The sequence below is a fragment of the Flexivirga lutea genome, from assembly GCF_054778955.1.
Window position 1 is genome coordinate 1,234,941 of record NZ_BAAGZB010000002.1, and the last position, 12,358, is coordinate 1,247,298.

General features: G+C 69.0%; 12 protein-coding genes. 8 read left to right on the forward strand and 4 right to left on the reverse strand.

The genetic code is table 11. From position 1 onward, the window contains the following. Window positions 1-130: 130 nt before the first annotated feature. The 6 genes from dnaK (at window position 131) to ACYVBN_RS12345 (ending at window position 5,651) form a co-directional block, all read left to right on the forward strand. Window positions 131-2,038 (forward strand): Hsp70 family protein, encoded by a 1,908-nt coding sequence (gene dnaK / locus ACYVBN_RS12320; RefSeq protein ID WP_460600760.1) that lies wholly within the window; start codon window positions 131-133, stop codon window positions 2,036-2,038. Continuing rightward, window positions 2,035-2,703, forward strand: a complete 669-nt coding sequence (locus ACYVBN_RS12325) for a nucleotide exchange factor GrpE (protein WP_460600761.1) — start codon at window positions 2,035-2,037, stop codon at window positions 2,701-2,703. The genes dnaK and ACYVBN_RS12325 overlap by 4 nt, the downstream gene beginning before the upstream one ends. An 86-nt stretch (window positions 2,704-2,789) precedes the next feature. Further along, window positions 2,790-3,797 (forward strand): DnaJ C-terminal domain-containing protein, encoded by a 1,008-nt coding sequence (locus ACYVBN_RS12330; RefSeq protein ID WP_440281882.1) that lies wholly within the window; start codon window positions 2,790-2,792, stop codon window positions 3,795-3,797. Beyond that, entirely contained in the window at window positions 3,797-4,249 is a 453-nt protein-coding gene (locus tag ACYVBN_RS12335) for a MerR family transcriptional regulator (RefSeq protein ID WP_460600762.1), read from the forward strand. The genes ACYVBN_RS12330 and ACYVBN_RS12335 overlap by 1 nt, the downstream gene beginning before the upstream one ends. 34 nt (window positions 4,250-4,283) lie before the next feature. Further along, window positions 4,284-4,559: a hypothetical protein gene (locus ACYVBN_RS12340; protein ID WP_460600763.1), complete on the forward strand. Its 276-nt coding sequence runs from the start codon at window positions 4,284-4,286 to the stop codon at window positions 4,557-4,559. 81 nt (window positions 4,560-4,640) lie between these two features. Further along, entirely contained in the window at window positions 4,641-5,651 is a 1,011-nt protein-coding gene (locus ACYVBN_RS12345; RefSeq protein ID WP_460600764.1) for a GNAT family N-acetyltransferase, read from the forward strand. On the opposite strand, the gene ACYVBN_RS12350 is transcribed toward ACYVBN_RS12345, so the two are convergent. Further along, entirely contained in the window at window positions 5,648-6,541 is an 894-nt protein-coding gene (locus ACYVBN_RS12350; RefSeq protein ID WP_440284121.1) for a LysR family transcriptional regulator, read from the reverse strand. The genes ACYVBN_RS12345 and ACYVBN_RS12350 overlap by 4 nt on opposite strands. A gap of 82 nt (window positions 6,542-6,623) precedes the next feature. Between ACYVBN_RS12350 and ACYVBN_RS12355 the strand changes: the two genes are divergently transcribed. Next, window positions 6,624-6,785: a hypothetical protein gene (locus ACYVBN_RS12355; RefSeq protein ID WP_460600765.1), complete on the forward strand. Its 162-nt coding sequence runs from the start codon at window positions 6,624-6,626 to the stop codon at window positions 6,783-6,785. A gap of 96 nt (window positions 6,786-6,881) precedes the next feature. Here the strand turns inward: ACYVBN_RS12355 and ACYVBN_RS12360 are convergent, their stop codons facing one another. Beyond that, complete coding sequence (locus ACYVBN_RS12360) at window positions 6,882-7,343, reverse strand: SRPBCC family protein (protein WP_460600766.1); 462 nt, start codon at window positions 7,341-7,343, stop codon at window positions 6,882-6,884. A gap of 213 nt (window positions 7,344-7,556) precedes the next feature. Here ACYVBN_RS12360 and clpB point away from each other — a divergent pair, with 213 nt between their 5' ends. Beyond that, the gene (gene clpB, locus ACYVBN_RS12365) at window positions 7,557-10,145 is read left to right on the forward strand and encodes an ATP-dependent Clp protease ATP-binding subunit (protein WP_460600767.1); all 2,589 of its coding nucleotides are present in this window, start codon (window positions 7,557-7,559) and stop codon (window positions 10,143-10,145) included. Window positions 10,146-10,261: 116 nt separating this feature from the next. Here clpB and ACYVBN_RS12370 read toward each other — a convergent pair whose 3' ends face one another. Continuing rightward, the gene (locus ACYVBN_RS12370; RefSeq protein WP_460600768.1) at window positions 10,262-11,497 is read right to left on the reverse strand and encodes an AGE family epimerase/isomerase; all 1,236 of its coding nucleotides are present in this window, start codon (window positions 11,495-11,497) and stop codon (window positions 10,262-10,264) included. Then, window positions 11,494-12,345 carry an alpha/beta fold hydrolase gene (locus tag ACYVBN_RS12375; RefSeq protein WP_460600769.1) on the reverse strand — a complete coding sequence of 284 codons (852 nt, stop codon included), beginning with the start codon at window positions 12,343-12,345 and terminating at the stop codon, window positions 11,494-11,496. Before ACYVBN_RS12375 ends, ACYVBN_RS12370 begins: the two co-directional genes overlap by 4 nt. Window positions 12,346-12,358: the final 13 nt, after the last annotated feature.

Here is a 12,358-nt window from a genome sequence, read left to right on the forward strand (position 1 = left end):
GGTTTGACACGGTCGGGTCCACCGGAGTTGAGTCGGATGCAGTCAACTTCGCTCGTATGACGCGAGGCATCACTGTGTCCGGCGAGGAGACAACGACAGACCACCATCTCAACCAAGGGAGAACACCAACATGGGACGTGCGGTAGGTATCGACCTCGGCACCACCAACTCCGCGGTCGCGGTCCTGGAGGGCAACGACCCGGAAATCATCGCCAACGCGGAAGGCGGCCGCACCACGCCGTCGGTCGTGGCGTTCGCCAAGAACGGCGACGTGCTGGCCGGCGACATCGCCAAGCGCCAGGCCGTCACCAACGTCGACCGCACGGTCCGCTCGGTCAAGCGCCACATGGGCACCGACTGGAGCACCGAGGTCGACGGCAAGAAGTACACCCCGCAGGAGATCTCGGCCCGCATCCTGCAGAAGCTGAAGCGCGACGCCGAGTCCTACCTGGGTGAGGACGTCACCGACGCGGTCATCACCGTGCCGGCATACTTCGACGACGCCGAGCGGCAGGCCACCAAGGAGGCCGGCGAGATCGCCGGCCTCAACGTGCTGCGCATCATCAACGAGCCGACCGCGGCGGCGCTTGCCTACGGCCTGGACAAGGGCAAGGAGGACGAGCTCATCCTGGTCTTCGACCTCGGCGGCGGCACCTTCGACGTGTCCCTCCTCGAGGTCGGCAAGGACCCGGAGGACGGCTTCTCCACCATCCAGGTCAAGGCGACCAGCGGTGACAACAAGCTCGGTGGTGACGACTGGGACCAGCGGATCGTCAACCACCTAGTCCAGCAGGTCAAGAACCAGACCGGTGTCGACCTGTCCAAGGACAAGATCGCCATGCAGCGCCTGCAGGACGCCGCCGAGCAGGCCAAGAAGGAGCTGTCCAGCTCGACGTCCACGGGCGTCAGCCTGCAGTACCTGTCCATGGGCGAGAACGGCCCGATCCACCTGGACGAGACCATCACCCGTGCGCAGTTCGAGCAGATGACCAAGGACCTGCTGGAGCGCACCAAGCAGCCGTTCGAGCAGGTCATGAAGGACGCCGGCGTCACCGTCAGCGACATCGACCACGTCGTGCTGGTGGGTGGCTCGACCCGTATGCCGGCCGTCACCCAGGTCGTCAAGGACCTCACCGGCAAGGAACCCAACAAGGGTGTCAACCCGGACGAGGTCGTCGCCGTCGGCGCCGCCCTGCAGGCCGGTGTGCTCAAGGGTGAGCGCAAGGACGTGCTGCTGATCGACGTCACGCCGCTGTCGCTCGGCATCGAGACCAAGGGTGGCCTGTTCACCAAGCTGATCGAGCGCAACACCGCGATCCCGACCAAGCGTTCGGAGGTTTTCTCCACCGCCGAGGACAACCAGCCTTCGGTCGAGATCCAGGTGTTCCAGGGCGAGCGCGAGCTGGCCAAGGACAACAAGCCGCTGGGCAACTTCGAGCTGTCCGGCATCGCGCCGGCGCCGCGCGGTGTGCCGCAGATCGAGGTCACCTTCGACATCGACGCCAACGGCATCGTGCACGTGTCCGCCAAGGACCGCGGCACCAACAAGGAGCAGTCGATGACGATCTCCGGTGGCTCCGCGCTGCCGAAGGAGGACATCGACCGGATGGTCCGCGACGCCGAGGAGCACGCCGCCGAGGACAAGAAGCGCCGTGAGGAGACCGAGGCCCGCAACACCGCGGAGCAGCTGGTCTACTCGACCGAGAAGTTCCTGGCCGACAACGGCGACAAGGTCCCGGACGACTCCAAGTCCGAGGTCGAGTCGGCGCTCACCGAGCTCAAGGACGCCCTCAAGGACGAGAACTCCACCGCCGAGGACATCTCCGCCAAGACCACCAAGGTCAACGAGACGTCCCAGAAGATGGGCGCCGCCCTGTATGCCGCCGAGCAACAGTCCGGTGCCGACACCGCGGCCGGTGACGCGGCCGGTACCGCCGGCGCGGGCGCTGCCGGTGGTTCGGCCAGCTCGGCCGACGACGACGTGGTGGACGCCGAGGTCGTCGATGACGAGTCCGACTCCAAGGGTGACTCCAAGTGACCGACCCCAAGGGTCCGCAGCCGGGCTCCGCTTCGGCGGAGCCCGGCCGGCGGCCGGAGGACGAGGAGCAGGCCGGGCCGGTGATCCGCGACAAGCGCCGGATCGACGAGAACGGTGACCTGCGTGCCGCAACGGAGGACGGATCGGAGGGCAGAGTGGAGGGCAAGGTGACGGGCGACACCGCCGGCCAGAACGCCGAGGATCGGACGACTGCCGGGGAGGCCGGCGAACACCCCGACACGGCGCTCGCCGCCGAACGGCTCGCCGACCTGCAGCGCACCCAGGCGGAGTACTTCAACTACAAGAAGCGCGTCGAACGCGACCGTGAGGCCCAGAAGGACGCGACCACAGCACGCGTCCTGGAGTCCCTGCTGCCGGTGCTCGACGACATCTACCTGGCGCGCGAGCACGGCGACCTGGAGGGCACGCCCTTCGAGAAGATCGCCGACAAGCTCGACACGACCCTCACCCGGCTGGGCCTGACACCGTTCGGTGCCGTGGGCGAGCCGTTCGACCCGACGCACCACGAGGCCCTGATGCACATCGAGGCGGAGGTGCCGGAGGGTTCGGAGGGCACCACCATCGTGCAGGTCATGCAGCCCGGTTACCGGCTGGGTGACCGCATGGTGCGACCCGCCCGCGTCGCGGTGGCAGACCCGTCCTGATGCAGCCCGAGCCGTTGATCGAGCGGGGCTCGCGCTCAGTGAACGCCCCGCTCGATCAACGACTTTCAACTTCCAAGGAGTGATGCATGGCTAGTCAGGACTGGCTGGAGAAGGACTTCTACAAGATCCTCGGCGTCTCCCAGGACGCCTCGCAGGACGACATCAAGAAGGCCTATCGCAAACTGGCCCGCAAATGGCACCCGGACCAGAACCCGGGCGACGCCGCGGCCGAGCAGAAGTTCAAGGACATCGGTGAGGCCAACTCGGTGCTGGCCGACCCGGCCAAGCGGCAGGAGTACGACCAGCTGCGCCAGATGGTCGGTGGCGGCGCTCGATTCACCGCCGGCGGTCCGGGTGGCGCGACCGGCGGTGGCGGTTTCGAGGATCTGTTCGGCTCGATGTTCGGCGGTGGCGGCGGTCAGAACGTCCGCTTCTCCACCGGTGGCGGCGGCGAGCAGATCAACCTCGACGACATCCTCGGCCAGTTCGGCGGGGGCGGCTACGGCTCGCCGTACGGCGGCTACCAGGCGGGCCCGCGCAAGGGTGCCGACCTGGAGGCGCGCACCACGCTGAGCTTCCGGGACGCCGCGACCGGTGAGACCGTGTCGCTGCAGGCGGCCGACGGCCAGAGCATCAAGACGCGCATCCCGGCCGGGGTCAAGGACGGGCAGACGATCCGGCTGCGCGGCAAGGGCCGTCCGAGCCCGAACGGCGGGCAGCCCGGCGACCTGCTGCTGCACATCACCGTGCAGCCGCACCCGGTCTTCCACCGGGACGGCAACAACCTGACGCTCGAGCTGCCGGTGACCTTCGCCGAGGCCGCGCTGGGCGCCACCGTCACGGTGCCGACGCTCACCGGCAAGCAGGTCAAGGTCAAGATCAAGGCCGGCACACCCTCGGGTCGCAAGCTGCGGGTCAAGGGCCAGGGCATCCAGGCCAAGAGCGGCACCGGCGACCTGATCGCGACCGTGCAGGTCGTCGTGCCCGAGAAGCTGACCGGTGACGCCAAGAAGGCGGTCGAGACGATCGCCGAGCAGGAGCGGGCCGACGGTGTCGACCCACGCGCCGAGCTGAGCGCGAAAGCCGCGCAGTGATGGTGCGGTCGTCCTGGCAGGGCACGTCGCCGCCGCCGAGAGATGCGCCGATCTACGCGATCTCGGCGGCGGCGCAACTGGCCGGCATCCACGCCCAGACCCTGCGCCAGTACGACCGCCTGGGCATCGTCACGCCGTCCCGCACGCAAGGCGGCGGGCGGCGCTACTCGATGCACGATCTCGACGTGCTGCGTGAAGTGCAGCGGCTCTCCCAGGAGGAGGGTGTCTCGCTCGCCGGCATCCGCCGGATCCTCCAGCTCGAGGACCAGATCGAGGCTCTGCGCTCGCGGGTGGTCGAGTTGTCCGACGAACTCGCGCGCGAACGCAGTAAGGGCATCGGCCGCGTCTTCGCAGCCGCGCCGGACGGACAGATCACGCCGTTGCGCCCCGGAGAGCGGGTCACCCAGGTCCGTGCCGAGCGGGCCCTGGTCGTATGGCGCAAGCGTGGCTGACCGTGGGTGACGACCGTCTGGCACAGTGGACTCCGTGATCGAGCACCTCATGGTCTTCCCCGACCGCGACGTGGCGGAGGAAGTGGCCGACCAACTCTCCGATGATGACGAATTCGCCTCGGTGCGCGTCATTTCCGAAGCTCTCGCGGGTGAGGACGACGCCGAGGACGTCGACTGGGTCGTGCACGTGGTAGTGGACACCATCGACGATCCCTCCGGTGCGGTCGCCCGTGGGCTGGCCGAGCGCTTCACCGCTCTGGCCGAGGAGAACGACGGCTGGCTGGACGAGGACCGCTCCTCGGTCGAATGACGTCGGTCGCCGTCCGGCAGTCCGGCGTGCGCCGGCAAATTCGGTGGTGACGCACCTGCGTCGCCGCCTAGCGTCGTGCACGTGATCCGACTCATCGATCCCGCCGACGACGCTCTGATGCGGCAGGTCTACGACGTCGGCTGCGCCTCGAAAAGCCTTGGCCGCCCGTGGTTCTCGCCGCCGTCATACACGTCGTGGCTGATCGGCATGCGCGACCCGGACCCCGAGGAGTCGCGGGAGCTCTACGGCTTCTGCACCGAGGGCGGCGGCTGCCTCGGCAGCACCCTGCTGTTCATCCCGGAGCACGACAACCTGGAGAAGGTGTATGCCGACCTCGCCGTGGCGCCGCAGCACCGGCGCCACGGCGTGGGCAGCGCGCTCGTCGACCACGCGAAGCGTCGTGTCCGCCAACTCGGCCGCTCGACGTTGTTCACCGAGTCGCTGGCGCCCGGTGACGGGTCCGGTGCAGATGGACACCGATCCTTCGCCACCTCGCGGGGATTCACCACGGCCTGGCGTGAGACCACCCGGCACCTGCAGTTGCCGGTGCCCGACCCCCGACTGGGCGACCTCACTGCCGCGGCGGCGTCGCGCAGCGCCGGCTACCGGATCGAGACGTTCGTCGGTCGGGTGCCGGACGACCTGCTGCCCGGACTGGCCGATCTGATGGCCATGCTCGCCGTCGACGCGCCGTCCGGCGACGTCGACTTCGAGGCGGAGGCGGTGACGCCGGAGCGGCTGCGCCACATCTATGCACGCGAGGCGGAGCAGGGCCGGGTCCGCTTGTCGACACTGGCGATCGAGCATCGGACCGGTGTCGTTGCGGCGCAGACCGATCTGGTCTTCGATGACACGCTCGACCCGGTCGAGCAGGAGGGCACCTACGTCCACCGGCTGCACCGTGGTCACCGGCTCGGGGCCATGGTGAAGGTGGCGAATCTACAGCGGCTGCAACGCGACTACCCCGGGCGCCCGTTCGTGCGCACGACCAATGCCGAAACCAACGCGCACATGGTGTCGATCAACCTGGAGCTCGGCTTCGAGGTCGTGGAGACCGCGATCGAGTGGGTGGCGGAGTTGTCCGCTCGCTAACCCGCGGCGCAGATCTCGTGCAGCAGCTCGAGTGCGCGGCGAGTGACCGGGCTGCCGGCCGCGGCATCCCGCACGTGCACCGAGATGCCGCGCTGCACCACCGGATCGGTCAGCGGCACCGCTCGTGCGCGCCGCGGGAGTGAGCCGAGGGTCAGCCGCGGCGCGAGGGTAATGCCGATGCCGGCCGCGACCAGCGCGAAACTCGTGTGGTGGTCCTGGCATTCGGCCACGGTGCGCGGTGCGATGCCGGTCTTGTTGAGCGCCCGGCGCAGGATGCGCCCGCAGGTCTGGTCCTCGTTGCTGTCGTCGATCCACGGTTCGTCGGCCAGGTCACCCATCGAGACCTCATCGGCCTCGGCGAGCGGATGTTTCGCGGGCAGGACCGCGACATACGGCTCGGTCATCAGCGCGTGCCGGGTGTAGCCCTTGGGTGTCACGGGGCGTTCGGTCAGGTCCTCGGTGCGGATGTCCAGGTCGCAGTCGGAGCGGGCCGCCTCGTGGTGCTCGTTGAGGTCGACCGTGATCAGGACGTCCTTGAACTCGCGCTGCAGCTTCGCGACCAGCTGCGGCACCCACTCCTCGCCGGCCGACGCGAAGCAGGCGATGGACAAGCTGCCGGTGCGACCGTGCCGCAGGTCGGTGACGACGTTGTCCAGTCGGGCGAGCGCGCCCATCGCGTCCTCGCTCTGTTGGGCCAGGAGCCGGCCGGTGGGCGTGGGGCAGATCCCGCGTCCGGCCTTCTCGAAGAGCGTCAGGCCGGTCTCCCGCTGCAGCTGGTTGATGTGCTGGCTGACCGCCGAGGGGGTGTAGCCCAAGTGGGCGGCGGCCGCCTGCACCGAGCCGCTGGCGACGACGGAACGGAAGACCCTCAGCCGGTGGATGTCGAGCATCGCATCAGACTACAGCAACACTTAATGATCATGAAGAAATCACAGCTTGTGCTGAATTGTTAAGCAGTTCAGAATGATGTTTATGAACACAACACAGTCACTGAACAAGTCATCGCGGCAGCACCACGACCACGGCCGGGCGCCGGTCGGCTTCGCCGGGCGGATCCGCGCGTTCTGGCGCGATCAGCAGGACGCCCAGGAGCTGTTGCTGGAGAAGCAGGCGCCCTGGCTGCGTCGCCGTTGAGCGCCATACCCGTCCACCATCCGCAGAACGGCCCCTGACCGACGAGGTCAGGGGCCGTTTGGTGTTCTCGGCGAGAAGGCCCGGCGCGGCTGCTCGCTACGCGACCAGCTCGGCGACCTTGGCCAGGGTGTCCTCGAGCTGATCCCGGCTCACCAGCGGGAAGAGATTCTGGCTGAGCAGCTCCTTGTCGGTCACCCGGCTCCAGTCATAGGTCTGGGTGACCTCGGTCTGGTCGGGTCCCTGCGGGGTGAGCTCCCAGACCCACTCCCAGCCGGGTGGCTGAGTGCCGGCCGGGGCGGTCTGCCAGGCCAGCAGCTTGTCCTTCTCGTAGCCGGTCACGTGGTTGTCGGTCTGGTATTCACCGCCCATGTGATCGCCCTCCATGTTCATCGTGAAGACGTCGCCGGTGCCGCTGATCCGGTCGGTGCCCACGGCGCTGCGCACGAAACCGGAACCGTCCAGTCGGACGTGATTGGCCGGCAGCGTGAGCACCTCGAAAATCGCCGCGGCAGGCGCGTCGATCGTGCGGGAAACGCTGATCCTCGTGTCATCACTCATGTCTCCAACCTGCCTCCTCGACCTGGTTTCCGCAACCGCGCGCGGTGCATGGTGACGCATAGTTGAGCGGAATAGACTCAACTTTTTGATCGTTGTGTATGGCGAGGCGTGTGCCGTCCTTGCCCCGGTGTCGCCCACCGCGCAAAGGTGGGTAGAGGGGAGACCGGCACACCAGCGAACGACAGACGACCCGACCAGGGAGGACCAACCAACGTGGCTCTACAGCTGACCACCAAGGCGCAAGAGGCTGTCTCCGACGCAGTCCAGCTCGCCACCACCGCCGGCAACCCCCAGGTGGAGCCGGCACACCTGCTGCTCGCGCTCGCGCAGCAGACCGACACGACCACCGGTCCGCTGCTGGAGGCCGTCGGCACGACCGCTCAGGCGGTGCGGGCGACCGCGGAGCAGCTGCTGCGCACGCTGCCGGCGACGCAGGGCGCCTCAGTGGGCCAGCCGACCATGTCCCGCACCTTCGCCAACGTGCTGGAGCAGGGACGTCAGGCGATGGAGTCGATGGGCGACACCTACGTCTCCACCGACCACCTGCTGCTGGCCCTCGCGCGGACCGGTGAATTCGGCCTCAACGCCGAGGGGCTGGCCGCCGCCATCCCGCAGACCCGCGGTGGCGGCAAGGTGACCAGTCCGGAGCCCGAGGGCAGTTTCGACGCCCTGCAGAAGTACGGCACCGACCTGACCGCGGTGGCCCGCGAGGGCAAGCTCGACCCGGTCATCGGCCGTGATTCCGAGATCCGCCGCGTCGTGCAGGTGCTGTCCCGGCGCACCAAGAACAACCCGGTGCTGATCGGCGAGCCCGGCGTCGGCAAGACCGCGGTGGTCGAAGGCCTCGCGCAGCGCATCGTCGCCGGCGACGTGCCGGAGTCGTTGCGCGACAAGCGGTTGATCTCCCTCGACCTCGGTGCGATGGTCGCCGGTGCGAAATACCGTGGCGAGTTCGAGGAACGACTCAAGGCCGTCCTGGAGGAGATCAAGGGCTCCGACGGCCAGGTGATCACCTTCGTCGACGAGCTGCACACCGTGGTCGGCGCAGGCGCCGGCGGAGACTCCTCGATGGACGCCGGCAACATGCTCAAGCCGATGCTGGCGCGCGGGGAGCTGCGGCTGGTCGGTGCTACGACGCTCGACGAATACCGCGAACACATCGAGAAGGACCCGGCGCTGGAGCGCCGTTTCCAGCAGGTGTATGTCGGTGAGCCGTCCGTGGAGGACACCATCGCCATACTCCGTGGCCTCAAGGAACGTTACGAGGCCCACCACAAGGTCGCCATCTCCGATGCGGCGCTGGTCGCGGCCGCCTCGCTGTCCGACCGCTACATCACCGCGCGGCAACTGCCGGACAAGGCGATCGACCTGATCGACGAGTCGGCGTCCCGGCTGCGGATGGAGATCGACTCCTCGCCGGTCGAGATCGACGAGCTGCGGCGTGCCGTCGACCGGCTGAAGATGGAGGAACTGCACCTCGAGAACGAAACGGACGCCGCATCGAAGGACCGGTTGGCCAAGCTGCAGTCCGACATGGCGGACAAGCAGGAGGAGCTGAGCGCGCTCACCGCCCGCTGGGAGCAGGAGAAGGCCGGACTCAACAAGGTCGGCGACCTGAAGAGCCAGATCGACGAACTGCGCACCCAGGCCGACCGGTTGGAGCGGGACGGCGACCTCGGCGGTGCATCGAAGATCCGCTTCGGCGACCTGCCGGCGCTGGAGAAGCAGCTGGCGGAGGCGCAGGCCGCCGAGTCGACCAGTTCGACCGCCGGTGGTGAGGCGCCGATGGTCAAGGAGGAGGTCGGACCGGACGACATCGCGGACGTGATCTCGTCCTGGACCGGCATACCCGCCGGACGCCTGCTCGAGGGTGAGACCGAGAAGCTGCTGCGCATGGAGGACTGGATCGGCCAGCACGTGATCGGCCAGAAGGACGCCGTGCGAGCGGTTTCCGACGCCGTGCGCCGCAGTCGCGCCGGCGTCGCCGATCCCGACCGCCCGGCGGGTTCGTTCCTCTTCCTCGGCCCGACCGGTGTCGGCAAGACCGAGCTGGCCAAGGCCGTCGCGGACTTCCTGTTCGACGACCCCCGCGCCGTGGTCCGCATCGACATGTCCGAATACTCCGAGCGGCACGCGGTGGCGCGGCTGATCGGCTCGCCTCCGGGCTACGTCGGTTACGAGGAGGGCGGTCAGCTGACCGAGGCCGTGCGCCGTCGCCCCTACTCGGTGGTGCTGCTCGACGAGGTCGAGAAAGCCCACCCGGAGACGTTCGACATCCTGCTGCAGGTGCTGGACGACGGCCGGCTGACCGATGGCCAGGGCCGCACCGTGGACTTCCGCAACGTCATCCTGATCATGACCTCCAACCTGGGGTCGCAGTTCCTGGTCGACCCGACGCTGGATCTGAGGCAGAAGCACGACTCGGTCATGAACACCGTGCGGCAGTCGTTCAAGCCCGAGTTCATCAACCGGCTGGACGAGGTCATCATCTTCGAGGCGTTGACCAAGGAGGAGTTGACCCGAATCGTGGATCTGCAGGTCGACGCGATCGCGCTGCGGCTGGCCGAGCGCCGGATCACCGTCGACGTCACCGACGCCGCGAAGCAGTGGCTGGCCGACGAGGGATACGACCCGGCATACGGTGCGCGGCCGCTGCGACGGCTGGTGCAGAAGCAGATCGGCGACCGGCTCGCGAAGGCGTTGCTCGGTGGTGAGGTTCGAGACGGCCAGCCGGTGACCGTCGACACGGCACCGGACGGTGACGGCCTGATGCTGGTGCCCGCCGCGGTCCCCGCCGCCTGATCACCGAGCGGACACAAAACACACTGAGCGGACACGAAATCCGGGCATTTTGTCGCCGGATTTCGTGTCCGCTCGATGCGTAAGGTGTCCGCTCGGTGAAGGGGTGGTCGGCGTGATCAGGGCCGGTCGGCGCGCCGGGAGAGCGCGGTGGCGAAGGACGGCGCGAGCGGCAGCGCGTCGCCGACGAGCAGGCATGCCTGCAGCGCGTGATAGATGTCCGGCTTGCCCTGCCAGGTGCCTGCCGCGGGCCGGTTGGTCTCGTCGAGCTCGTGGTGCCACGAGCCGTGCTCGCGGTCCAGGAGGTGCTCCTGCGCATACCTCCACCACCGCGTGAGGCGCTCGTCCCAGCGTGGGTCGCCGGTCGCGCGGCCCAGCGCGTATGCCGCCGCGATCGCCTCGCACACGACCCAGTGCATCCGGGCGCGCACGACCGGCCGGCCGGCCCAGTCGGTGGTGTAGACGAACCCGTCGGCGCCGTCGGCCGCCCACCCGTCCGCCACCGCGCGATCGGCGAGTTCCGTGGCCGCGGTCACCAGCTCATCCCCGTTGTATGACGCCTCGAGCCGCAACCGGCTCGCGCGCACCGACAGGGCCAGGCGTGCCCACTCCAGTCCGTGACCGATGGTGGCACCGAAGGGCCGGAAGGGGTCCGCGGGACGCTCCCGGTTGTACTCGGGCAACACCCGGCCGTCGGCGTCGAAGTGTTCGGGGATGCGCCAGTCCCGCGCCCGCGCCCAGCCGGCGACCTGCACCGTGATGGCTTCGGCGCGGTCCAGGTAGCCGACCTCCCCGGTCACGTCGTGCAGCGCCAGGAACGCCTCCACGGTGTGCATGGCGGCGTTGACCCCGAGATAGGGCTCGACGTCGCTCCAGTCGGCCGCGAAGCTCTCGTGCACCAACTTCTTCGCGGGGATCCAGAAATGCTGCTCGTGCACCCGCCGCGCGGCGGCCAGCAACTCGCCGGCGCCGTCGGCGTCCGCCACGACGGCACTGCTGGCGGCCAACAGCACGAACGCGTGCGGGTAGGCCAATTTCCGCGCATCGACCGGTTCGCCGGTCGCGTCGTCGATCGTCGTGAACCATCCGTCGTGCGTCCCGTCGCGGAACGACGACGACAGCGCCTGCACGCCGTGATCCACCAGTGCGGCGAACTCCGCGCGGCCGGTCAGCACTCCCAGCGCCGCCACATGGGTCATCCGGCAGGTCAGCCACAGCTCGAGCGGCCGGTCGGTCAGCTCGCCGGTGTCGTCGAGCCAGCCGAAACCGTGCGGTGTGCGGGAGCGCAGAGCGAAGTCGAGCAGCCGGTCGGCCTCGACCCGCAGCTGCCGGCACGTCTCGGCATCCAGGGTCATCGGGCGAGCTCCTCGAGCGCCGCGGCCACCCGGTCGGGCGCTTCCCACGGGAGCATGTGCCCGAGCCGGTCGAGCGTCCGCAACTCGGCCTGGGGGAGCCCGGCAGCGATCCGTTGCGCGAGGGTGGGCGGCGTGAGCCGGTCGCGCGCGCCGACCAGCACCTGGGTCGGCACCGTCTGCAGCGCACCGAGCGCCGCCACCTCGTCGTGCTCCATCAGCGCGTCGTAGTAGCCGGCGAAGACGTTCAACCGGGTGCCGCGCGCGATCACCGTCGCATCGTGCACGTCGGCCGGATCGGCGTCGCGCCCGAACGCCGCCGCGCGGTGCGCCTTCTCCGTCATACCGCGGCCGATCGGCACGCGCACGTGCCGCAGCGCCGCCATCAGCGGGCGCTCGCCGGGGCGTCCCGAACCCCGCAATCCGCCGGCCGCCGTCGACACCAGGGCGATGCCGCGGACCCGCTCGACGAACTCCTGCGGCGCCAGCCCGGCATACGCCAGGATCGTCATGCCGCCCATCGAGTGCCCGCCGAGCACCACCTGATCGTCCGCCGGAGCCAGCTCGCCGAGCACGGCGCGCAGATCGGCGCCGAGCCGGCGGATCGACTCCTGGCCGACCTTGCGCGACCCGCCGGCCAGCGTCGAGCCGCCGTGTCCGCGCTGGTCCCAGAGCACCACCCGCAACGTGGGGTCCAGGGTGCGCAGCACCGGCAGCCATGAGCGGTGGTCCAGGATCCAGCCGTGCCCGAGCACGACGGTGCGCCCGGCCGGTTGCCGCGGCTCGCGGACGTATGCCGACAGGACCGCCCCGTCGTCGGTGGTCACATGGTGCACATGAAGTCCGGCCATGCCGGTCATTCTC

Excerpts from the sequence above, each read along its gene's own strand:
- dnaK (WP_460600760.1), top strand. The coding sequence starts at position 131 with ATGGGACGTGCGGTAGGTATCGACCTCGGCACCACCAACTCCGCGGTC.
- ACYVBN_RS12330 (WP_440281882.1), top strand. The coding sequence starts at position 2,790 with ATGGCTAGTCAGGACTGGCTGGAGAAGGACTTCTACAAGATCCTCGGC.
- ACYVBN_RS12335 (WP_460600762.1), top strand. The coding sequence starts at position 3,797 with ATGGTGCGGTCGTCCTGGCAGGGCACGTCGCCGCCGCCGAGAGATGCG.
- ACYVBN_RS12350 (WP_440284121.1), bottom strand. The coding sequence starts at position 6,541 with ATGCTCGACATCCACCGGCTGAGGGTCTTCCGTTCCGTCGTCGCCAGC.
- ACYVBN_RS12355 (WP_460600765.1), top strand. The coding sequence starts at position 6,624 with ATGAACACAACACAGTCACTGAACAAGTCATCGCGGCAGCACCACGAC.
- ACYVBN_RS12360 (WP_460600766.1), bottom strand. The coding sequence starts at position 7,343 with ATGAGTGATGACACGAGGATCAGCGTTTCCCGCACGATCGACGCGCCT.
- ACYVBN_RS12370 (WP_460600768.1), bottom strand. The coding sequence starts at position 11,497 with ATGACCCTGGATGCCGAGACGTGCCGGCAGCTGCGGGTCGAGGCCGAC.
- ACYVBN_RS12375 (WP_460600769.1), bottom strand. The coding sequence starts at position 12,345 with ATGGCCGGACTTCATGTGCACCATGTGACCACCGACGACGGGGCGGTC.